This is a genomic window from Variovorax sp. FW305-3-2-15-B-LB1, from assembly GCF_058787635.1.
Window position 1 is genome coordinate 39171 of record NZ_JBYSZY010000033.1, and the last position, 19739, is coordinate 58909.

Sequence of the window (19739 nt, forward strand, 5' to 3'; positions counted from 1 at the left end):
CGCGTCCGTGGGCCTTACTTGGCGCCGCCCAACACCCAGGCGGCCAGCGCCTTGGCATCGGCCTCGCTCATCGCGGGTTGCGCGGGCATGGGCACTGCGCCCCACTTGCCGGTGCTGCCCTTCTGGATGCTCGCGGTGAGCGCGGCGAGCGCGTCGGCCTGGCCGGTGTACTTCTTCGCGACGTCGAGGTAGGCCGGGCCGACCAGCTTCTTGTCGACAGCGTGGCAGGCGAGGCAGGCGTTCTTCTGGGCCAGTTCCTTGTTGGCAAGGGCCGGTGTCGACAGCATCAGGGCGGTGACAGCGACGGCGAGCGACGGCAGCAGCAACTTCAATTCGGTCTCCTCGAAACGCGCCCCGAAGCGGCCGGTTTCATCGTTAAATAAGTAAATCGTTATGTATTGATTTTAGGGACGATCGTGAACAAGGGAAGGGCTTTGCTCTTGGGGGAAACCCGTTCGGTTTCGCCATGCATAACGTCAGCTTCGGACGGCGGTGCGCGCTTGCTGCAGGCGTGCTTCGAGGTAGGCGCCGTAGAAGTCCGAGTCGCCGCCGGTCAGGCGCTCGGCGACCTCGCGGCCGTTGCGGCCGAAGAAGAGCACGGTCGGCGCGACGCTGACGTGCCACGCCTTGATGAGCGCGTCGTGCGTGCGTGTGGCGCCGTCGAAGTCGCGCACGGTGCGTTGATCACGAAAGTCGATCTGCACCACGGGCAAGCCCGCGGCGAGTTCGGGCATGAGGTAGTGCTCGCGCGCGATCTTGCAGAAGGGGCAGCCCTGCAGGCTGGCCATGACGACCAGCGGCTGCGCGCGGGCCAGCGCCGCCGCGAGCGCACCGGCCAGCGAGGCAGGCGCGGGCAACTGCACATCGGCCGCATGCACGGCCATCGGCGCGACGCACCACGCGGCGAGGCCCGCAACGAGCTGCCGGCGCGTGCGGTCGCCGCTCATCGCGCCTCCTGCTCCAGCAGCAGGTAGGTGTTGTAGGCGTTCATGCGGTTGGCCACCTTGAACAGCGGCCAGGCCTCGAAGCGCGACCAGTCGGTGGCGGCGTAGGCCTCGTCGAAGGGCGTCATCTCGGTGGCGGCCTTCTGCATCGCGCCGCGCAGGAAGACGAGGTAGTCGCGCGTCTGCCGCAGGTCTTGCGCGGGGTCGTCCGACGCGGGGCCGTGGCCCGGCACGATGGTGCGCGCGTCGAGCGTGAGCAGCGCGTCGAGTGACGTGATCCAGTGCCGGCTGTCGGCCGAGCCCACGTAGGGCGTGCGGTTGCGGAACACGATGTCGCCGGTGAACAGCACCTTCTGCTGCGGCAAAAAGATGGCGAGGTCTTCGGGCGTGTGCGCGGGACCGGCGGGCTGGATCACGAAGCGCGTGCCGCCGATCGTCAGCTCGGTGCGCCCGTCGATCCACACGTCGGCCGGCACCAGCCGCGTGCGCTCGTCGATCCATGGCGCGAGCTCCTGGCGCGAGGCCTCGAGCCGCAGCCGCGCGGTATCGGACGTGAGGTAGGTCTTGCCGCGCGCGTGCGCCACGATCTGCGCGCCCAGCGCCTTGAACACCTGCAGGCCGTAGATGTGGTCGGCGTGGTAGTGCGTGAGGATGACGTGGCTGATCGGCTTGGGCGTGAGCTTGCGGATCTCTTCCACCATGCGCTCGGCAACGGCGGGCGAGCCGAGCGCGTCGATCATCACGACGCTGTCGCGCGTGACGACGAAGCCGGCGTTGGAGATGAAGTTCTGGTTCTCCTTCGAGCCCAGCGCGGGGATGCCCTGCACGTAGTAGATGTCGGGCGCCACCGGCAACGGGCGGATCTCGGGCGCGGCGAACGCCGCACTGGCGCTCAGCCAGAGCGCAGCGCACATCAACAGCGCCTTCGCGCGAACGGCGGTGGGCCGGCACGGGAACATCGTGGGTCGTCTCCTGCGGGCTGGGCGGCGAGGGCCGCGGGCTTGCCCGGCTGTAAATATAAGCAGAAGATGATATTTTGCGGGCAACGACAACAGCCAGAGGGTTTCCCCATGAGACACGCATTCATCGCTTTCCTGCTCGCCATGGTCGCCACGTTCGCGGGCGCACAGGAGACCAAGGTGGTCTACCACGTGAACACCGGCGTGGAGAACAGCGCAGCCATCCTCGCGAACATCACGAACCACCTGAACGCAGACCCGAAGGCGAAGATCGTGGTGGTCACGCACGGCCCCGGCATCGACTTCCTGCTGAGCGACGCCAAGGACAGCCGAGGCCGCGAGTTCAGCGGCCCGGTGAGTGCGCTGGCCGGGCGCGGCGTGGAGTTCAAGGTGTGCAACAACACGCTGACCACGCGCAACATCGACGCGGGCAAGCTGCTGATGGAAACCAAGGTGGTGCCCTCGGGCGTGGCCGAGGTGGCGCGGCTGCAGGCGAAGGAAGGCTACGTCTACCTGAAGCCCTGAGGCGCGAAAGCCGGCTGATGCCGGCCCTCTTCTTCTCTTCTTATTCCTGCTCGATGGCGATCTGCACGCAGATGCTGCGGCACAGCGCCACCACGGTCTCGTTCGCGATGCTGTAGTAGATGCTCACGCCGTCGCGGCGTCGGGCGAGCACGCCCGCCTGGTAGAGCGTGTTCAGGTGCTGCGACATGTTGGGCTGCGTGGTGTCGATCTGCGCGAGCAGCTCGCTCACGTTCTTCTCGCCGTTGCACAGCAGGCTCACGATCTTCAGCCGCATGGGCGCGGCCATGGCCCGGAACAGGTCGGCGGCCATGTCGAAGACCTCGTCCTCGGTGACAGCCGCGGACTTCTTACGGGGTTTGGTGGCCATGCTGAATAGGTTCATGCGCAGGTCGCAATGTACATCGGCGCTTGGCGCAGCGAGCGATGTCCCGGCGGCCGTACGGCGATTGCACGCCGCCGCCGCGTCACAAAAGCGACGCGCCGCCCGTCTTCGGGGTGCGGGGATGTCCCCGCGCAACCACCCGGAGCACCCACCATGCACGCGACGCCAAAGATAGCCCTGCCCTATCGGGGCCATTGCCACGTCTTTCTCGACAGCGTTCGGACGCGATCTAATAATCAAAGCACTTTCTTTGATAAAAAAGCAGGTTGCGTATGAACAAACAATCCAGGACCTGGCTCGGCGCCGGTCTCACGGTCGCGGTGCTGGGCGCGGCGGGCTACGGGCTCGTGGCGAAATTCCAGCCGGCCCATGCACAGGGCGGCGCGATGCCGCCGGCCAAGGTGGCGGTGGCCCCTGCGCGGCAGACCGAGATGGCGCGCTTTCTCGGCGGCATCGGCACGCTGGAGGCCAACCGGCAGGTCGAGGTGCCGGCCGAGGTGGAGGGACGGGTCGCGAAGATCCTCTTCACGCCGGGCGCGCAGGTGCGTGCCGGCCAGCTGCTGGTGCAGCTGAACGACGCGCCCGAGCAGGGCGACCTCGAACGGCTGCGCGCCCAGCAGGCCAATGCCAGGGCCCTGCTCGAGCGCACGCGCCGCCTGCTGCCGCAGCAGGCGGCCACGCAGGAGCAGATGGAGCAGGCGCAGGCTGCCTTCGACCAGGCCAGCGGCGAGCTGCGCCGCGTGCAGGCGCTCATCGAGCAGAAGCACATCCGGGCGCCGTTCGACGGCGTGCTGGGCATCCGCAAGGTCAACCTCGGCCAGTTCGTGCGCGCCGGCGATGCGCTGGTGTCGCTCACCGATGCGCGCACGCTGTTCGCCAACCTCACGCTGCCCGAGAACGCGCTGCCGGCGCTGCGGCGCAACCAGGCGGTGGCGCTCGCGGTCGACGCCTACCCGGGCCGCGTGTTCCCCGCGAAGCTCAGCGCCATCGAGCCCATGATCGGCAGCGACACGCGCACCGTGCGGCTGCAGGCCACGGTCGACAACGCCGACGGCGCGCTCACGCCCGGCATGTACGTCAACGCCAAGGTGGCGCTGCCCGCGCGCGCCGACGCCATCGCGGTGCCTGAAACCGCCATCACCTACAGCACGCACGGCGACTCGGTGTTCGTGGTGCGCGCCGGCGACAAGGGCGACGGCTTCTCGGTGCAGCAGGTATTCGTGAAAACCGGCGAACGACAAGACGGCCTGGTCGTCGTCGAGCAGGGCCTGAAGGCCGGCGAGCAGGTCGTCACCTCGGGCCAGCTGCGCCTGTACAACGGCGCCGCCGTGGCCCCGGCCGCGAAGGACACGCTGACCCTGCAGGAATCGAAGTCATGAAGTTCACCGACCTCTTCGTGCGCCGGCCCGTGCTGGCGCTGGTGGTGAGCACGCTCATCCTGCTGCTCGGCGCGCGTGCGCTGGGCGACCTGCCGGTGCGCCAGTACCCGCTCACCGAGAGCACCACGCTCACCATCACCACGCAGTACCCCGGCGCCTCGCCGGAGCTGATGCAGGGCTTCGTCACGCAGCCCATCGCGCAGGCGGTGGCGACGATCGAGAACGTCGACTACCTCTCGTCGTCGTCCACGCTAGGCCGCAGCGTGATCAGCGTGCGCATGAAGCTCAACGCCGACGCCAACCAGGCGCTCACGCAGGCCATGGCGCAGGTCAGTCAGGTGAAGTACCGGCTGCCGGCCGAGGCCTTCGACCCGGTGATCCTCAAGTCGTCGGGCGAGGCCACGGCCGTCGCCTACGTGGGCTTCTCGAGCAAGACCATGCCCGTGCCGCAGCTCACCGACTACCTCTCGCGCGTGGTGCAGCCGCAGTTCGCGTCGATCGAGGGCGTCTCGGGCGTCGAGGTGTCGGGCGGGCAGACGCTGGCGATGCGCGTGTGGCTCGATGCCAACCGCATGGCCGCGCGCGGCATCTCGGCCGGCGAGCTGGCCGACGCGCTGCGCCAGAACAACGTGCAGGCCGCACCGGGACAGGTGAAGGGCCTGTACGTGGTGTCGAACATCCGCGTGAACACCGACCTGGTGAACGTGGCCGAGTTCCGCGACATGGTCATCAAGCGCGACGGTGACGCCATCGTGCGCCTGGGCGACGTGGCCACGGTGGAGCTCGGCGCGGCGAGTGCCGACAGCAGCGCGACGATGGACGGCGACAAGGCCATCTACCTCGGCCTGCAGGCCGCGCCCAACGGCAACCCGCTGGTGATCGTGAAGCGCATCCGCGACCTGCTGCCCGGCATCAAGCAGAACCTGCCGCCGGGCGTGGAGGTGCAGCTGCCCTTCGAGCTCGCGCGCTTCATCGAGGCCTCGATCGACGAGGTGCAGAAGACGCTGCTCGAAGCCATCGCCATCGTGGTGCTGGTGATCTTCCTGTGCCTGGGCTCGCTGCGCGCGGTGCTCATCCCGGTGGTGACGATTCCACTGTCGATGCTGGGCGCGGCGGCGTTGATGCTGCTGTTCGGCTTCAGCATCAACCTGCTCACGCTGCTGGCGATGGTGCTGGCCATCGGCCTGGTGGTGGACGACGCCATCGTGGTGGTGGAGAACGTGCACCGCCACATCGAGGAAGGCAAGTCGCGCGTGCAGGCCGCACTGATCGGCGCGCGTGAAGTGGCCGGCCCGGTGATCGCGATGACGCTCACGCTGGCCGCGGTGTACGCGCCCATCGGCCTCATGGGCGGACTCACGGGGTCGCTGTTCAAGGAGTTCGCCTTCACGCTGGCGGGCGCGGTGGTGGTGTCGGGCGTGATCGCGCTCACGCTGTCGCCGGTGATGAGCTCGTTCCTGCTGCCGCAGGACGCCACGGCGGGCCGCATGGCGCGCTATGCCGAGGCCTTCTTCCACAAGCTGGCCACGGCCTACGGACGGCTGCTCGACGTGTCGCTGCACCACCGCTGGGTCACGGGCCTGCTGGCGGCGGCCGTGCTCGTGAGCCTGCCCTTTTTGTACAACGCGGCGCAGCGCGAGCTGGCGCCGGGCGAAGACCAGGCGATGGTGATGACCGTCATCAAGTCGCCGCAGCACGCCAACATCGACTACGTTGAGAAGTTCGGCCAGAAGTGGGACGAGGTGCTGGCCAAGCTGCCCGAGAACACCGGTCGCTGGCTCATCAACGGCTCGGACGGCGTGTCCAACAGCATCGGCGGCGTGCAGCTGTCCGACTGGAACGCTCGCCAGCGCAACGCCGACCAGATCCAGGGCGACGTGCAGGGCGGCATGAACGAGGTCGAAGGCAGCAGCGTGTTCGCCTTTCAGCTGCCGTCGCTTCCCGGTTCGACCGGTGGGCTTCCGGTGCAGATGGTGATCCGCAGCGCGGGCGACCACCGCAGCGTGTTCGAGGCCATGGAAACGCTGAAGAAGGCGGCGCGCGAGAGCGGCAAGTTCGCCGTGGTCGACAGCGACCTGGAGTTCAACAACCCCGTGACCGAGGTGCGCGTGGACCGCGCCAAGGCCAACAGCATGGGCGTGACCATGAAGGCCATCGGCGACACGCTGGCCGTGCTGGTGGGCGAGAACTACGTCAACCGCTTCGGCATGGACGGGCGCTCCTACGACGTGATTCCGCAGTCGCCGCGCGACCAGCGGCTCACGGCCGAGGCCCTGTCGCGCTACTTCGTGAAGAGCGCAAGCGGCCAGCCCGTGCCGCTGGCCAACCTGGTGCAGCTGTCGACCAGCGTGGGGCCCAACAAGCTCACGCAGTTCAACCAGCTCAACGCCGCCACCTTCCAGGCCATTCCGATGCCGGGCGTGACCATGGGCGACGCGGTGGCGTTCCTGAGCGAAGAGGCGAAGAAACTGCCGGCCGGCTTCAGCTACGACTGGCAGTCGGACGCGCGCCAGTTCACGCAGGAAGGCTCGGCGCTGGTGATGGCCTTCGTGTTCGCGATCGTGGTGATCTACCTGGTGCTGGCCGCGCAGTACGAAAGCCTGCGCGACCCGCTGATCATCCTGGTCAGCGTGCCGATGTCGATCTGCGGCGCGCTGGTGCCGCTGGCGCTGGGCTTTGCCACCATCAACATCTACACGCAGATCGGGCTGGTGACGCTCATCGGGCTCATCAGCAAGCACGGCATCCTGATGGTGGAGTTCGCCAACGAGATCCAGGAGCGCCTGAACCTGGAGCGCCGCGCCGCCATCGAGCAGGCCGCGCGCATCCGGCTGCGCCCGATCCTGATGACCACGGCCGCGATGGTGGTGGGCCTCGTTCCCCTGCTGTTCGCCAGCGGCGCGGGTGCCAACAGCCGCTTCAGCATCGGCCTGGTGATCGTGGTCGGCATGCTGGTGGGCACGCTGTTCACGCTGTTCGTGTTGCCCACCATGTACACGCTGCTGGCGCGCGACCACCGCACGGTGGGGCGCTCGCAGCGTGCCGCCGAACTCGAGGCGCTCGTGGCGCGCGAGCCTGCCGGCGACACCGTCTGAGACACCGGGAGCATGACCATGACGACAAGAAGACCCTTCTCCTACGCCGCACCGTTCGCCCTCAGCCTGCTGGTGCTGGCCGGTTGCGCGGTGGGGCCGAAGTACGCCGCGCCGAACGACGCGCCGGTGGCCATCGCCGCCCCCGAACGCGCGCTGTTCGCGCCCGACGCGGTGCAGCGCGACTGGTGGCGCCAGCTCGACGACCCGCAGCTCGACGCGCTCATCGAGCGCGCACTGGCCGGCAACCACGACATCCGCATCGCCCACGCGCGGCTGCTGGAAGCGCGTGCGATGCAAACCGAAGCCGAGCTCGACCGCCTGCCCGTGGTGACGCTGGGCGCCAGCAAGACGCGCAGCATCGCGCAGGGCAACGGCGTGCCGGCCGATGCGCGTACGCTGGCGCAGAGCAGCCGCGCCGGCTTCGACGCCGGTTGGGAGATCGACCTGTTCGGCCGCCTGCAACGCCTCGACGAAGCCGCCACCGCGCGCGCCCAGGCCAGTGCGGCCGACCTCGAGCAGGTGCGCATCGTGGCCGTGGCCGAACTGGCGCGCAACTACTACGAGATGCGCGGCGCCGAGCAGCGCCTGGCCGTGACGCAGCGCACCCTCGAGAGCCTGCGCCAGAGCCTGCGCGTGACCGAGGCGCAGGTGCGCACCGGGCGCGGCCTCGAAGGCGACCTGGCCAGCGCGCAGGCCAACCTGGCCAGCACCGAGAGCCAGCTGCCCGCGCTCGAGACCACGCGCCGCCAGGCCGCGCACCGCGTCGCCGTGCTGGCGGGCCTGCGCCCCGCCGAGCTGACGCCGATGCTGCAGCCGCACCCGCTGCGCGTGCTCGACAAGCGCCTGCCCATCGGCGACCTGGGCGAACTGCTGCGCCGCCGGCCCGACGTGCTGCGCGCCGAGCGCGGCCTGGCCGCCAGCACCGCCGACGTGGGCGCGGCCACGGCCGAGCTGTACCCGCGCGTCGACATCAGCGGCTTCCTGGGCTTCATCGCGCTGCGCGGTGCCGACCTGGGCAGTTCGTCGAGCCGCGCCTTCAGCGTCACGCCCGGCGTGAGCTGGCCCGCGCTGCGGCTGGGCTCGGTCAAGGCCCGCCTGCGCGGCGCCGAGGCGCGTGCCGAGGGCGAGCGCGCCGTCTACGAACAGACCGTGCTGCGCGCCATCGAGGACGTCGAAAGCGCCCTCACCGGCTACGGCCAGAACCAGCTGCGCCTGCAGCGGCTGCTGGAGGCCTCGGCCCGCAGTGGTCGCGCCGCCGAGCTGGCCGAGGTGCGCTACCGCGAAGGCGCCGCGCCCTACCTGAGCGTGCTCGACGCGCAGCGCACCCTGCTGCGCGCGCAGGATGCCGTGGCCGAGGCTGAAACGGCCTCGTTCACCAGCCTCGTGGCGCTTTACAAAGCACTGGGCGGAGGCTGGCAAGCGCCCACGGATGCGAGGGGAGGCCCAACCACCTGACAATGACGCTGTTTTCCCCCACGACCGAAGCCGCCATGTCCGCCCCCGATGCCACCAAGCCCACCTGGATGCCGCACCAGCCGGCAGACCGCATCCTCTCCACGCTGAAGACCCGTGGCGCGCTCGGCATCCCCGACATCGCCAAGGTGCTGCACGTGACGGTCGAGGCGGTGCGCCAGCAGATGTCCAAGCTCGAGACCGAAGGGCTGGTGGACGCCGAGAGCCGCTCCAGCGGCCGCGGCCGTCCCACCCAGATCTGGCGGCTCACCGGCGAGGGCCACAAGCGCTTTCCCGACACGCACGCCGAGATGACGGTGCAGATGATCAGCGCCGTGATCAGCGTGTTCGGCGAAAAGGGCATGGACCAGCTCATCGGCGCGCGCGAAGCCACCATGCGCGCCGCCTACACCGAGGCCATGCGCGGCGCGCGCAACCTCGAGACGCGGCTCGAGCGGCTCGCGGACATCCGCAGCCGCGAGGGCTACATGGCCGAGTACCGGGCCGAGGGCGACGGCTTTCTCTTCATCGAGAACCACTGTCCCATCTGCACCGCGGCGCAGGCCTGCACCGGCTTTTGCCGCAGCGAGCTGCAGCTCTTCGACGAGGTGCTGGGGCCCGAGGCCGACGTGAGCCGTGTCGAGCACGTGCTCGCGGGCGCGCGGCGCTGCGCCTACCGCATCGTGCCCAAGGCCCGCGCCTGAGGCACCGACCTGTTTTTTGTTTTCCCCTTCCACCAACTAGAAAGAAAGACTCCACCATGGAACACACCCTTCCCCCGCTGCCGTACGCCATCGACGCACTGGCCCCCGAGTATTCGAAGGAAACGCTCGAGTACCACCACGGCAAGCACCACAACGCCTACGTGGTGAACCTGAACAACCTGCAAAAGGGCACCGAGTTCGAAGCGATGACGCTCGAAGAGATCGTCAAGAAGTCCAGCGGCGGCATCTACAACAACGCCGCCCAGATCTGGAACCACACCTTCTTCTGGAACTGCATGAAGCCCCAAGGCGGCGGCGCCCCCACCGGCGCGCTGGCCAAGGCCATCGATGCCAAGTGGGGCAGCTACGACGCCTTCAAGGAAGCTTTCGTGAAGTCGGCCGTGGGCAACTTCGGCTCGGGCTGGACCTGGCTGGTGAAGAAGGCCGACGGTTCGGTGGACATCGTGAACACCGGTGCCGCCGGCACGCCGCTGACCACCGCCGACACCGCGCTGTTGACGGTGGACGTGTGGGAACACGCGTACTACATCGACTACCGCAACCTGCGCCCGAAGTTCGTCGAGACCTTCCTGGCCAAGCTGGCCAACTGGGACTTCGCGGCGAAGAACTTCGGCTGAAGCCCACGCTGTCGGCATGAAGAAAAAGCCGGCCTGCGGGCCGGCTTTTTTCATGGGCGCGCCGTCACCATCCAGTCGATCCAGCGCGCCACGTGCGCCTGGTCGAGGTCGAAGTAGTGGGTGTGGGCGCCCAGGCCGAGGCAGGCCTCGTGCTCGGCCGCGACGCACCAGGCCGGCGGCGTCGTCACCTGCTCGTAGGGCTTGTCGTCCTCGCCCCAGAGCCAGCGCCCGACGTAGTCGCCCGCCGTGTACAGGTTGACCCAGCGGGCCACGCCGACCTGGGCCGCGCTCGGCCCACCGCCGTTCGCGTCTTCCGCCGTCACCCAGCCGTAGAGGTGCGGAAAACGCGCCGCGTACAGCTGGCGCAGCGGGCAGCCGGCGGTGAGCAGCAGGAGGCGGCTCTTGTTGAGCGCCGCCCAGAGGTCGGTCACCCGCGCATCGACCTTCTGCGCCGCGCGGAACTGCAGGTAGCGCAGCAGCTCGGTCGAGATCACCGTGCCCTGGCTGTGGGCCACGATCACGATGCGGTCGTAGCCCTGCGCCGCCACGTGCTCCAGCAGCGACACATAGCGCGAGAAGATGCGCGCGCGCGGAATGGCGCGGCGCGGGAACTCGCGGAAGTGGCCGTCGACATCCAGCGCCACGTCGAGCGGCATGCGCAGGCCCGGCACGGTGCGCGTGAGAAAACCGCCGAGCAGCGAGACGGCGGCGGCCAGCGTGGCGGCGGTGAAGATCAGCGGCTTGAGCCCGCTCTGCGACAGCGCCGACACCCAGATCACCGCGTCGTCGATCCACCCGCCGACCGAGACATTGCACTGCTTGAGCACCAGCAACAGGGCCACCGCGAAGGCGACCACCACGCTGGCGCTGGTCAGCACGGCGACGAAGCGGTCCAGCCGCCGGTAGCCCGCGCCGAGCCAGCGGCCCAGGCCCTGCGAGGTGCCGAAGGCCACCTTGAGCTCGGCGAACAGGCTGGGCACCAGCACCGCCACCAGGTAGGCCAGCAGCGACAGCGTGAGGCCGGCCGTCAAGGCGAAGGCCTGCGTGCTCTTCTCGTAGCGGCTGTGCAGGAAGTTCGCGCCGTCGGCCCAGTAGACGTCCTTGCCGAACCAGAACGGCGCGTAGTCGACGTCCTTCGCGCCGAGCTCCACGAGGTTCGTCAGCACGGCCCACGACACCATCGACAGCGCCACGAACGCCGCCACCGACACGAACAGCCCCAGCCGCCCCGTGGCGATGCTGGCGCGCGCGGCGGCGCCGCGGTCGGGCACCGTCTCCCCGGCGAGCAGCCAGGCGATGAGCAGCACGCCGGCCACGCCCCACCAGGCCACGACGCCCAGCAGCAGGTACTCGACCACCCGCATGCCCGCGCGCACCCAGTGGCGCAGGTCGTCCGTGGCGCCGGCGGCCGAGGCGTTGATCGCCACGTGCACCAGCAGCGCCGACGCGGTCAGCGCCATCAGCCCCAGCCCCCAGGTGCGCGCCGCCGGAAAGCGGTCGCGCGCGATGCGCAGGGCGCGGTCGGCCAACGCGGCGAGCAGCGCCAGCCAGGCCACGCCGACCACCCAGTGCGCGGGCACCAGCGCCCACAGGAACCAGCCCGCCAGCAGGGCGTACAGGCCCACCACGATCCGCGAGGAAGCCTGGGTGCGCGCCTGGTAGCAGTACCACCAGATCGCCAGCACCGGCACCGCCACGGCCAGCACCCTGCGCAGCAGTTCGGTGAGCGACAACGCATGGGGTGCGGGCTCGACCCGCGCCAGTCCGCCGAGCCCCGCGATCACCAGCCCGACCAGCAGCAGCTGCAGGAAGAGATTCGCCAGCAGGTTCGCAAAGGCCCAGTCGAGCGCGGTCTGCAGCGACGCCAGGCAGGCCCAGCGCCGCGCGCCCGGCGGCCTGGGCTTCTTGTTCACACCAGCCGCCTCGGCGGCGCGGTCCACCGCGTCGCGGCCCAGCTGCGAGAGGCGGAACACGATGGTGAAGAGCTCGGCGACGATACGCGCCACCGAACCCGGCAGGCGCGACAGGTCGGCCCAGTACATCTCGTGCACGTCGATGCGCTGCTGCACCGGCTGCCCGTGGGCATCGGTGGCGTCGCGCGTCATGCGCACGCGCGTGGCCTCGTAGGCTTCGTGGTCGGGCTCGGCGCGCTGCGACTTGAACAGCAGGTAGTCGCTGAAGGCGATGTCGGGGTTGCTCTTCTTCAGCTCGCGCGGCGTGAGCGGCCCGCGCCCCTTGGCGGCACGCACCACGCCTGCGTCGTCGGCCTCGGCGGTCGAGATCCAGTCGTCGGCGCTGAAGTCGGACGTCTTCGATTGCCGCATCGCCTTGCGCACGGGCGGCACGTAGGCCTTCTGCGCGGCGGCGCCTTCCGTGGCGGCCTTCTCGGTCTTGTCCTGATGCCCGGTGCGCTGCTGCACCATCGAGGTCAGCGGCGGCACCGGCAGCAGATGGCTGTCGCAGTCGGCCTGGCGGTAGGTGGCGCCGGGGCCGGGGTGGTTGAGCATCAGCGAGGCGATGGCGCGGGCCGTGTCGCCGGCCTTCTGGTCGGCCACGCCGTGGATGGCGATGACCGCGACGCGCTCGGGGCGCGCGGGTGGTTCAGGCGTTGATTGCTCGGGCGGCGGTGCGCTCATGTGGGAACTCCTCCATGCCAGGCCGGTGCATGGCAGGAGGAATTGTCCGCAGCGCGTCGCCCTTGGCTTCCCCCAAACGGGGGATGCCGGATGGACAGGGGTTGCTCAGACGTTGATGAGGTTCAGGATGTTCCCGTCGGGGTCCTTGAACCACGCGACCTTCATGTCGCCCATGACGTGGATGTCGCCCGCGAGCGTGGTGTCGGGCATGTCGTAGTGCTCGAAGCGCACGCCCTTGGCCTTGAGCGCGGCCACGAGGCGCTCGATGTCACCGTCGACCGACCAGGTCACGGCCGTGGCCTGGTTGGTGCCCGCGAAGGCCGAGCGGTAGACATTGAGCCGCGTGTTGCCGCTGCGGTAGACGATGACCTCGTCGCCTTCGGCATCGACCTGCGCGAGGCCGAGCGTGTCTTCGTAGAAGCGTCGGGCCACGGTGAGGTCTTTCACCGCCAGGTTGGCCACTGCGTTGATGTGTCCGAGCATGGGAGCCTCCTGCAAAGAGGAAGGGCGCCCGGAAATCGCCGAGCGCCGGGCGAGCCAGAAATACTCAACCATTTGGTGAAGTATTCGATGCGCGATGGGCGGTGTCAAGGCGTCCGAAAGTACGCACCGCCCCGTGTTCTGCCCCCGCCAGCCGAGACGAGGGCCATCGCGAACCGCGAAAACCCCGCGCCGGCACTTCCGGCAGACTGCATCCCCCCTGCCCCCAGAACGAGACAATGCACCCCATGACCCGATCGACACTCCTCCGTCCGCTGGCGTTCGCGCTGGCTTTTACCGCCGTGGCAGCCACCGCCCCGGCCCAAGCCCAGACCGCCGCCTACCCCGCCAAGCCCATCCGCATGGTCGTGCCCTTCCCGCCCGGCGGCGGCACCGACATCCTGGCGCGCCTGGTCGCGCAGAAGCTCACCGAGGCCAACCACTGGACCGTGGTGCCCGACAACCGCGCGGGCGCCGGCGGCACCATCGGCATCGCCGAGGCCGCGCGCGCCACGCCCACGGGCTACGACATCGTGATGGGCCAGAAGGACAACATGGTCGTCGCGCCCTGGCTCTACAAGAGCCTGAGCTACAACCCGGTGAAGGACCTCACGGCCGTGGCCCACGTGGCCTACACGCCCGTGGTGATCGTCACGCAGGCCAACTCCAAGTTCAAGACGCTGGACGACGTGGTGAAGGCCGCGCGCGCCGCGCCCGACACCATCACCTACGGCTCGCCCGGCAACGGCACCACCATCCACCTGGCCGGCGAGATCTTCAACGGCGCCGCCAAGATCAAGATGCGCCACGTGCCCTACAAGGGCTCCAACGCGGCCATGATGGACGTGCTCGCGGGCAACGTCGACCTGATGGTGTCGTCGGTGCCTTCGGCCATGGCGCAGATCAAGGCCGGCAAGCTGCGTCCGCTGGCCGTCACCTCCGCCAAGCGCAGCACCTCGCTGCCCGACACGCCCACCGTGGCCGAACTGGGCTACAAGGACTTCGACGTGAGCACCTGGTACGGCGTCTTCGTGCCGGCCGGCACGCCCAAGGACGTGGTCGCCACGCTGAATGCGGCGATCAACAAGCTGCTGGCCACGCCCGAAATGAAGGCGGCCATCATTGCGCAGGGCGCGGAGCCGCAGAGCATGACGCCGGAGCAGTTCGGCGCGCTGCTGAAGACCGACTACGAGAAGTGGAAGGGGATCGTGCAGGCCTCGGGCGCGACGATCGAGTAAGAGGGGTTTTCATACCAGGAACACCGCGGAACCGGCTTTGCCGGGCCGCTGGTGTTGCCCCCGGCAGGGGGTTGGCGAAGCGACACGAAGTGCGCGAAGCCTGGGGGCGAGCTCAATCAGGCACGAACTTGGCGTTGAAGATCTCGACGTCCGCCGCATCCTCGAACGTCGCCACCTGCCCCATCTTTCCGTCGCTCATGCGGCAGGCCGAGAACAGGCTGTAGCGGCCCTTGAAATAGAACTCGTCCATCACGATCAGCGCGTACGGGTACGGCACGAACACCTGGTGCTCGAAGACGATGCGGTGCACGTTCCTCGGCGACGGGAAGAGCTTGTATTCGACGGTGTCGATGGACTTTGCGGTGGCCATGATGTGGTCGCCGCGTTCAGGCCGGGTCGCGCACGTCGGCCACGGGGTTGCTGCCGAAGTCCGCGCGCGCCAGGTAGGCGAGCACCTTGGCCGCGGCGCTCTGGGGGCTGTCGAGCCGGCCTTCTTCCTTCATGCTCACGAAACGCGTGCGGTCCGGGAACTGTTCGGCCGAAGCGCCGCGCAGCTGCACCTGCATGTCGGTGTCGATGATGCCGGGCGCCAGCGACACGATGCGCGCGCCGTTCGGCGCATGCACCTCTTCGAGCGCCACGGCGCGCGAGAAATGGTCCATGCCGGCCTTGGCGGCGCAGTACGGCGCCTGGCTGCCCAGGGCGTTGCGGCCCAGGCCCGACGAGATGTTCAGCACCTTGCGTGCGCCGCGCCATTCGCGCGTGCCGCCGAGGAAAGCGGCCGTGAGCAGCATCGGCGCCTCGAGGCCGATGCGCAGCGCCTGGGCCAGCTCGGCCGGCACGGCGCGCGACAGCGGCGCGGGGTTGCCGACGGTGCCGGCGTTGTTGATGAGCGTGACGCTGTCGAAGCGCTGGCCGTCCAGCGTGCGCAGCCAGTCCGACAGGCGCGCCGCGGCGGCGACCGGGTCGGACAGGTCCTGCTCCCATTGCGTCAGTTCGGCGCCGCCGGCCTTGGGGGCTTCGGCGAGTTCGGGCGAGGACTTGCGCGCAATGCCGAGCACCGTATGGCCGGCCTGCAGCAGCTGTTCGGCCATGGCACGGCCCAGGCCGCGCGAGGCGCCGGTGATGACGGTGAGGTGGGAAGAGGCGGAGGTGGTCATGGTTGTGTAGGGGCAGGAGAAGGCCGCAAGGCTAAGGGATATCGAAAGGCCGCGCGCGTCAGCCGGTACGGAACTGGGCGCGCAGGAAGTTGCGGTGGCGGGCGATGTGCTGCAGCTGCGCCGGTGCGATGGAGCCGCCGAGGTCGACCTCGTCCGCGCCGTTGAGCACCGCATTGGCGTTCGCCATGGCGCGCGCCACGACCTCTTCCTCGCTCACGCCGAGTTGCGCCGCCAGGTCGAGTGCGACGCGGCGCATGGCGCGCTGCGACAACATCCACATCGCGCCGAAGCGGTCCCAGGCCAGCGCGGCCTCTTCCGACTTCTCGCGGTCGGCCAGGATGTCCTTGAGCGGTCGCGCCAGGATCTCGTTGAGCGCGTCGATCTGTTCGCCCAAGGCCTCGGCGCGGTCGATGGCTTCTTCGAGCGTCGGGCCGTCGTCTTCCTCGTTGCGGGCCTGCGTGGCCTGTTGCTGCTGCGGCGGAAGAAAGCTCGCCTGGGCGTCGGCGGGCACGATCTGCAGGTGGTCGGAGAGGGCCATGTTTTTATCTTTCAGTTCGAGGTGCTGTTGTTCTTGCGGCTGGACATCGCGGTGGCGCGCAGGCCCGGCAGGTCGAGCACGCGCAGGCCACCGTACTCCACGCGGATCAGCCCCTGCGCCGACAGCGCATTGAGCGCCTCGTTCACGCGCTGGCGCGACAGGCCGACAAGGTACGCCAGCTCCTGCTGCGTGATGCGCAAGACCTCGCCCACGCCGGGGTACAGCACCGGGTTGAACAGCGACACGAGGTTGCGCGCCACGCGCGCGTCGGGGTTGTTGAGGCGGTCGATCTCCAGCGCCGCGATGAACTGGCCCAGCCGCTCGTTGAGCTGGTTCATCACGAAGCGGTTGAAGCCGATGGAGTGGTCCAGCAGCCAGTGGAAGCTCTCGATCGGCAGCCCCGCCACGAGGCTGCGGCGCAGCGCCTGGATGTTGTAGCGGTAGGGCTCGCGCTTCATCACCGTGCCCTCGCCGAACCAGCCGCCGGGCGGCACGCCGGTGTAGGTGACCGAGCCGCCGTCGGCGTTGTCGTTGCTCATCTTCAGCAACCCCTCGACCACGCCGAACCAGTAGGTGGGAGAACGCCCGACGCGGCACACCAGGTCGCCGGGCTCGGCCTCGCCGACCACGAGCGTGGCCTCGGCGCGGCGGCGCTCGGCGGGCGTGAGCGTGGGCAGCCACGGAATACCGTCGAGCTCGGCCGCATTGGCGGGGCGCACGCGGTCCTTGATGGAACCGCCGAGCACGTTCTGTGGGTTGAGGTTGCCAGGAGGCATCGGGAAACTCCGGGGAGTAGTGTCCCTAGGATTGTCGTTGGAACGACAACCGGGCGTCAAAGTGGGACCTACGATCCGGCCACTGTGCAAACCACCGCCCCCACCTTCCCCCGTCTGCTGCTCGCGCATGCCGAGGCCCGTCCCGAGGCTCCCGCCGTGCGCGAAAAAGACCTTGGCATCTGGCAAACCTGGACCTGGAACGCCGTGGCGCAGGAAGTGCGCGAGATGGCCTGCGGTCTGGCAAGCCTTGGCTTCAAGGCCTTCGACAACCTTGCGATCGTCGGTGCCAACCGGCCGCACCTGTACATGGCCGTGCTCGCCGCGCAAAGCCTGCGCGGCGTGCCCGTGCCGCTGTACCAGGACGCGGTCGCGAGCGAGATGGTCTTCATGCTGAACGACGCGAGCATCGAGTTCGTGATCGTCGAAGACCAGGAGCAGGTCGACAAGCTGCTCGAGTGCCGCGAGCTGCAGCAAGGCCAGGAGGGCCAGCAGCAGGGCATCCGCCACATCATCTACGACGACCCCAAGGGCCTGCGCCACTACGAGCAGCCGGGGCTCATGAGCTACGAGCAGCTGCGCGAGCTGGGCCGGGCCTTCGACAAGGCCAACGCCGGCTACTACGACCGCGCCGTGGCCAGCGGCGAGGCGTCCGACGTCGGCGTGATCCTCTACACCTCGGGCACCACCGGCCGCCCCAAGGGCGTGTGCCAGACGCACGCCAGCTTCATCGCGGCAGGGCGCGGCGGCGTCGAGACCGACAAGCTCGGCCCCGGCGACAACATCATGAGCTACCTGCCGATGGCGTGGGTGGGCGACCACCTGTTCTCGGTGGCGCAGTGGCTGGTGGGCGGCTTCACGCTCAACTGCCCCGAGTCGGCCGAGACGGTGATGAACGACATGCGCGAGATCGGCCCGAGCTACTACTTCGGCCCGCCGCGCACCTTCGAAGGCCTGCTCACGGCCGTGTCGATCCGCATGGAAGACGCGGCCGCGCCCAAGCGCTGGCTGTATGCGAAGTTCATGGCGCTGGCGCAGCGCGTGGGCGCCGACATCCTGAACGGCGCACCGGTGAGCACCGGCGACCGCTTCATGTACAGCCTGGGCAACCTGCTCATCTACGGCCCGCTGCGCAACGTGCTGGGCATGAGCCGCATCCGCGTGGCCTACACGGCCGGCGCGGCCATCGGGCCCGACCTGTTCCGCTTCTACCGCTCCATCGGCGTGAACCTCAAGCAGTTCTACGGCCAGACCGAGACATGCGCCTACGTGTGCCTGCAGCAGGACGGCAAGGTCAAGCTGCAGACCGTGGGCACGGCGGCGCCGGGCATCGAACTGAAGATTGCGGAAGACGGCGAAGTGCTGGTGCGCGGCGTGTCGGTGCTCAAGGAGTACTACAAGCGCCCCGACGCCACCGCCGAGGTGCTCGATGCCAACGGCTACTTCCACACCGGCGACGCCGGCGTGCTCGACAGCGAAGGCCACCTGCGCATCATCGACCGCGCCAAGGACGTGGGCCGGCTCGTGGGCGGCGCGATCTTTGCGCCCAACTACATCGAGAACAAGCTCAAGTTCTTCCCGCAGATCAAGGAAGCCGTGTGCTTCGGCAACGGCCGCGACGAGGTCTGCGCCTTCGTCAACATCGACTTCGAGGCCGTCGGCAACTGGGCCGAGCGCCGCGGCCTGGCCTACGGCGGCTATGTGGACCTGGCCGGCAAGCCCGAGGTGCTGACGCTGGTGGCCGAGTGCATCGCCAAGGTCAATGCCGACCTCGCGGCCGAGGACGGCATGGGCGAGACGCAGATCGCGCGCTTCCTCGTGCTGCACAAGGAGCTCGACCCCGACGACGACGAACTGACCCGCACGCGCAAGGTGCGCCGCGGCTTCATCGCCGAGAAATACGCCGTGCTGGTCGACGCGCTGTACGGCGGCAAGACCGCGCAGTACATCGAGACCCAGGTCAAGTTCGAGGACGGACGCACGGGGGTTGTCAGCGCCACGCTGAAGATCAACGACGCCAAGACCTTCCCCATCGTGAAGGCCGCCGCATGAGCAATCGGAAAATTGGCGACGTCATCCTCGACGTCCAGAACATCAGCCTGAGCTTCGGCGGCGTGAAGGCGCTGACCGACATCAGCTTCAACGTGCGCGAGCACGAGGTGCGGGCCATCATCGGCCCCAACGGCGCGGGCAAGAGCTCGATGCTGAACTGCATCAACGGCGTGTACTGGCCGCAGCAGGGCTCCATCACCTTCCGCGGCCAGACCTTCAAGCACATGAACTCGCGCCAGGTGGCCGAGATGGGCGTGGCGCGCACCTTCCAGAACCTGGCGCTGTTCAAGGGCATGAGCGTGCTCGACAACATCATGACCGGGCGCAACCTCAAGATGAAGAGCGGCCTGTTCGCACAGGCGCTGCGCTGGGGCCCGGCCGAACGCGAGGAGCTGCAGCACCGCGAGTTCGTCGAGCACATCATCGACTTCCTGGAAATCCAGGCGCACCGCAAGACGCCGGTGGGCCGCCTGCCCTACGGCCTGCAAAAGCGCGTGGACCTCGGCCGCGCGCTCGCGATGGAGCCGCAGGTGCTGCTGCTGGACGAACCCATGGCCGGCATGAACGTGGAAGAGAAGCAGGACATGAGCCGCTTCATCCTCGACGTGAACGACGAGTTCGGCGCGACCATCGTGCTCATCGAGCACGACATGGGCGTGGTGATGGACATCTCCGACCGCGTGGTGGTGCTGGACTACGGCAAGAAGATCGGCGACGGCACGCCGGATGAAGTTCGGAACAACGAAGACGTGATCCGGGCGTACCTCGGCGTGGAGCATTGACC

Annotated in this window: 19 protein-coding genes; 9 read left to right on the plus strand and 10 right to left on the minus strand. The window is 68.7% G+C overall.

Annotation, left to right across the window (positions count from 1 at the left end; genetic code table 11):
• Nucleotides 1-14: 14 nt before the first annotated feature.
• The 3 genes from AC3WQR_RS20000 to AC3WQR_RS20010 all read right to left on the minus strand — a co-directional run bounded on the left by AC3WQR_RS20000 (nt 15) and on the right by AC3WQR_RS20010 (nt 1858).
• Entirely contained in the window at nt 15-332 is a 318-nt protein-coding gene (locus AC3WQR_RS20000; protein ID WP_302622612.1) for a c-type cytochrome, read from the minus strand.
• Between the two features lie 144 nt (nt 333-476).
• Nucleotides 477-947: a thioredoxin fold domain-containing protein gene (locus AC3WQR_RS20005; protein ID WP_159279568.1), complete on the minus strand. Its 471-nt coding sequence runs from the start codon at nt 945-947 to the stop codon at nt 477-479.
• Nucleotides 944-1858, minus strand: coding sequence for an MBL fold metallo-hydrolase (locus tag AC3WQR_RS20010; protein WP_492743252.1), 915 nt, complete (start codon nt 1856-1858; stop codon nt 944-946). The genes AC3WQR_RS20005 and AC3WQR_RS20010 overlap by 4 nt, the downstream gene beginning before the upstream one ends.
• A 156-nt stretch (nt 1859-2014) precedes the next feature.
• Here AC3WQR_RS20010 and AC3WQR_RS20015 point away from each other — a divergent pair, with 156 nt between their 5' ends.
• Nucleotides 2015-2428: a DsrE family protein gene (locus tag AC3WQR_RS20015; protein ID WP_095950321.1), complete on the plus strand. Its 414-nt coding sequence runs from the start codon at nt 2015-2017 to the stop codon at nt 2426-2428.
• A 40-nt stretch (nt 2429-2468) separates the two neighbouring features.
• Here AC3WQR_RS20015 and AC3WQR_RS20020 read toward each other — a convergent pair whose 3' ends face one another.
• Nucleotides 2469-2795: an ArsR/SmtB family transcription factor gene (locus tag AC3WQR_RS20020; protein WP_062473861.1), complete on the minus strand. Its 327-nt coding sequence runs from the start codon at nt 2793-2795 to the stop codon at nt 2469-2471.
• A gap of 287 nt (nt 2796-3082) precedes the next feature.
• On the opposite strand from AC3WQR_RS20020, the gene AC3WQR_RS20025 reads away from it, so the two are divergent.
• The 5 genes from AC3WQR_RS20025 to AC3WQR_RS20045 are packed head-to-tail and all read left to right on the plus strand — an operon-like array spanning nt 3083 to nt 10078.
• Nucleotides 3083-4189: an efflux RND transporter periplasmic adaptor subunit gene (locus AC3WQR_RS20025; protein WP_492743253.1), complete on the plus strand. Its 1107-nt coding sequence runs from the start codon at nt 3083-3085 to the stop codon at nt 4187-4189.
• Entirely contained in the window at nt 4186-7284 is a 3099-nt protein-coding gene (locus AC3WQR_RS20030; RefSeq protein ID WP_354347763.1) for a MexW/MexI family multidrug efflux RND transporter permease subunit, read from the plus strand. Before AC3WQR_RS20025 ends, AC3WQR_RS20030 begins: the two co-directional genes overlap by 4 nt.
• A gap of 12 nt (nt 7285-7296) precedes the next feature.
• On the plus strand, nt 7297-8739 hold the full coding sequence (locus tag AC3WQR_RS20035) for an efflux transporter outer membrane subunit (RefSeq protein ID WP_492743254.1): 1443 nt from the start codon (nt 7297-7299) through the stop codon (nt 8737-8739).
• Between the two features lie 35 nt (nt 8740-8774).
• Complete coding sequence (locus tag AC3WQR_RS20040; protein WP_492743255.1) at nt 8775-9440, plus strand: helix-turn-helix transcriptional regulator; 666 nt, start codon at nt 8775-8777, stop codon at nt 9438-9440.
• 56 nt (nt 9441-9496) lie between these two features.
• On the plus strand, nt 9497-10078 hold the full coding sequence (locus AC3WQR_RS20045) for a superoxide dismutase (protein ID WP_307581983.1): 582 nt from the start codon (nt 9497-9499) through the stop codon (nt 10076-10078).
• Nucleotides 10079-10128: 50 nt separating this feature from the next.
• Here the strand turns inward: AC3WQR_RS20045 and AC3WQR_RS20050 are convergent, their stop codons facing one another.
• Together AC3WQR_RS20050 and AC3WQR_RS20055 are read right to left on the minus strand one after the other, a co-directional pair.
• Nucleotides 10129-12714, minus strand: coding sequence for a hypothetical protein (locus AC3WQR_RS20050; RefSeq protein ID WP_492743256.1), 2586 nt, complete (start codon nt 12712-12714; stop codon nt 10129-10131).
• 105 nt (nt 12715-12819) lie between these two features.
• Nucleotides 12820-13197, minus strand: coding sequence for a VOC family protein (locus tag AC3WQR_RS20055; RefSeq protein ID WP_492743257.1), 378 nt, complete (start codon nt 13195-13197; stop codon nt 12820-12822).
• 245 nt (nt 13198-13442) lie between these two features.
• Between AC3WQR_RS20055 and AC3WQR_RS20060 the strand changes: the two genes are divergently transcribed.
• Complete coding sequence (locus tag AC3WQR_RS20060; protein WP_492743258.1) at nt 13443-14432, plus strand: Bug family tripartite tricarboxylate transporter substrate binding protein; 990 nt, start codon at nt 13443-13445, stop codon at nt 14430-14432.
• 112 nt (nt 14433-14544) lie between these two features.
• Here the strand turns inward: AC3WQR_RS20060 and AC3WQR_RS20065 are convergent, their stop codons facing one another.
• From AC3WQR_RS20065 to AC3WQR_RS20080, 4 genes are read right to left on the minus strand one after another with little or no spacing between them, the layout of a single operon-like run.
• Entirely contained in the window at nt 14545-14802 is a 258-nt protein-coding gene (locus AC3WQR_RS20065; protein ID WP_062473877.1) for a hypothetical protein, read from the minus strand.
• A 16-nt stretch (nt 14803-14818) separates the two neighbouring features.
• Nucleotides 14819-15592, minus strand: a complete 774-nt coding sequence (locus AC3WQR_RS20070) for an SDR family NAD(P)-dependent oxidoreductase (protein ID WP_487847490.1) — start codon at nt 15590-15592, stop codon at nt 14819-14821.
• Between the two features lie 58 nt (nt 15593-15650).
• Nucleotides 15651-16130, minus strand: coding sequence for a hypothetical protein (locus AC3WQR_RS20075; RefSeq protein ID WP_062473882.1), 480 nt, complete (start codon nt 16128-16130; stop codon nt 15651-15653).
• Between the two features lie 11 nt (nt 16131-16141).
• Nucleotides 16142-16906 carry a Crp/Fnr family transcriptional regulator gene (locus AC3WQR_RS20080; RefSeq protein ID WP_062473884.1) on the minus strand — a complete coding sequence of 255 codons (765 nt, stop codon included), beginning with the start codon at nt 16904-16906 and terminating at the stop codon, nt 16142-16144.
• 84 nt (nt 16907-16990) lie between these two features.
• On the opposite strand from AC3WQR_RS20080, the gene AC3WQR_RS20085 reads away from it, so the two are divergent.
• Together AC3WQR_RS20085 and AC3WQR_RS20090 are read left to right on the plus strand one after the other, a co-directional pair.
• Entirely contained in the window at nt 16991-18955 is a 1965-nt protein-coding gene (locus AC3WQR_RS20085; protein WP_492743259.1) for an AMP-dependent synthetase/ligase, read from the plus strand.
• A complete protein-coding gene (locus AC3WQR_RS20090) occupies nt 18952-19737 on the plus strand; it encodes an ABC transporter ATP-binding protein (RefSeq protein WP_062473888.1) in 786 nt (261 codons plus the stop codon). Before AC3WQR_RS20085 ends, AC3WQR_RS20090 begins: the two co-directional genes overlap by 4 nt.
• Nucleotides 19738-19739 lie beyond the last annotated feature (2 nt).

Excerpts from the sequence above, each read along its gene's own strand:
- AC3WQR_RS20005 (WP_159279568.1), bottom strand. The coding sequence starts at position 947 with ATGAGCGGCGACCGCACGCGCCGGCAGCTCGTTGCGGGCCTCGCCGCG.
- AC3WQR_RS20010 (WP_492743252.1), bottom strand. The coding sequence starts at position 1,858 with ATGTGCGCTGCGCTCTGGCTGAGCGCCAGTGCGGCGTTCGCCGCGCCC.
- AC3WQR_RS20015 (WP_095950321.1), top strand. The coding sequence starts at position 2,015 with ATGAGACACGCATTCATCGCTTTCCTGCTCGCCATGGTCGCCACGTTC.
- AC3WQR_RS20020 (WP_062473861.1), bottom strand. The coding sequence starts at position 2,795 with ATGGCCACCAAACCCCGTAAGAAGTCCGCGGCTGTCACCGAGGACGAG.
- AC3WQR_RS20025 (WP_492743253.1), top strand. The coding sequence starts at position 3,083 with ATGAACAAACAATCCAGGACCTGGCTCGGCGCCGGTCTCACGGTCGCG.
- AC3WQR_RS20030 (WP_354347763.1), top strand. The coding sequence starts at position 4,186 with ATGAAGTTCACCGACCTCTTCGTGCGCCGGCCCGTGCTGGCGCTGGTG.
- AC3WQR_RS20035 (WP_492743254.1), top strand. The coding sequence starts at position 7,297 with ATGACCATGACGACAAGAAGACCCTTCTCCTACGCCGCACCGTTCGCC.
- AC3WQR_RS20040 (WP_492743255.1), top strand. The coding sequence starts at position 8,775 with ATGTCCGCCCCCGATGCCACCAAGCCCACCTGGATGCCGCACCAGCCG.
- AC3WQR_RS20045 (WP_307581983.1), top strand. The coding sequence starts at position 9,497 with ATGGAACACACCCTTCCCCCGCTGCCGTACGCCATCGACGCACTGGCC.
- AC3WQR_RS20050 (WP_492743256.1), bottom strand. The coding sequence starts at position 12,714 with ATGAGCGCACCGCCGCCCGAGCAATCAACGCCTGAACCACCCGCGCGC.
- AC3WQR_RS20055 (WP_492743257.1), bottom strand. The coding sequence starts at position 13,197 with ATGCTCGGACACATCAACGCAGTGGCCAACCTGGCGGTGAAAGACCTC.
- AC3WQR_RS20060 (WP_492743258.1), top strand. The coding sequence starts at position 13,443 with ATGACCCGATCGACACTCCTCCGTCCGCTGGCGTTCGCGCTGGCTTTT.
- AC3WQR_RS20065 (WP_062473877.1), bottom strand. The coding sequence starts at position 14,802 with ATGGCCACCGCAAAGTCCATCGACACCGTCGAATACAAGCTCTTCCCG.
- AC3WQR_RS20070 (WP_487847490.1), bottom strand. The coding sequence starts at position 15,592 with ATGACCACCTCCGCCTCTTCCCACCTCACCGTCATCACCGGCGCCTCG.
- AC3WQR_RS20075 (WP_062473882.1), bottom strand. The coding sequence starts at position 16,130 with ATGGCCCTCTCCGACCACCTGCAGATCGTGCCCGCCGACGCCCAGGCG.
- AC3WQR_RS20080 (WP_062473884.1), bottom strand. The coding sequence starts at position 16,906 with ATGCCTCCTGGCAACCTCAACCCACAGAACGTGCTCGGCGGTTCCATC.
- AC3WQR_RS20090 (WP_062473888.1), top strand. The coding sequence starts at position 18,952 with ATGAGCAATCGGAAAATTGGCGACGTCATCCTCGACGTCCAGAACATC.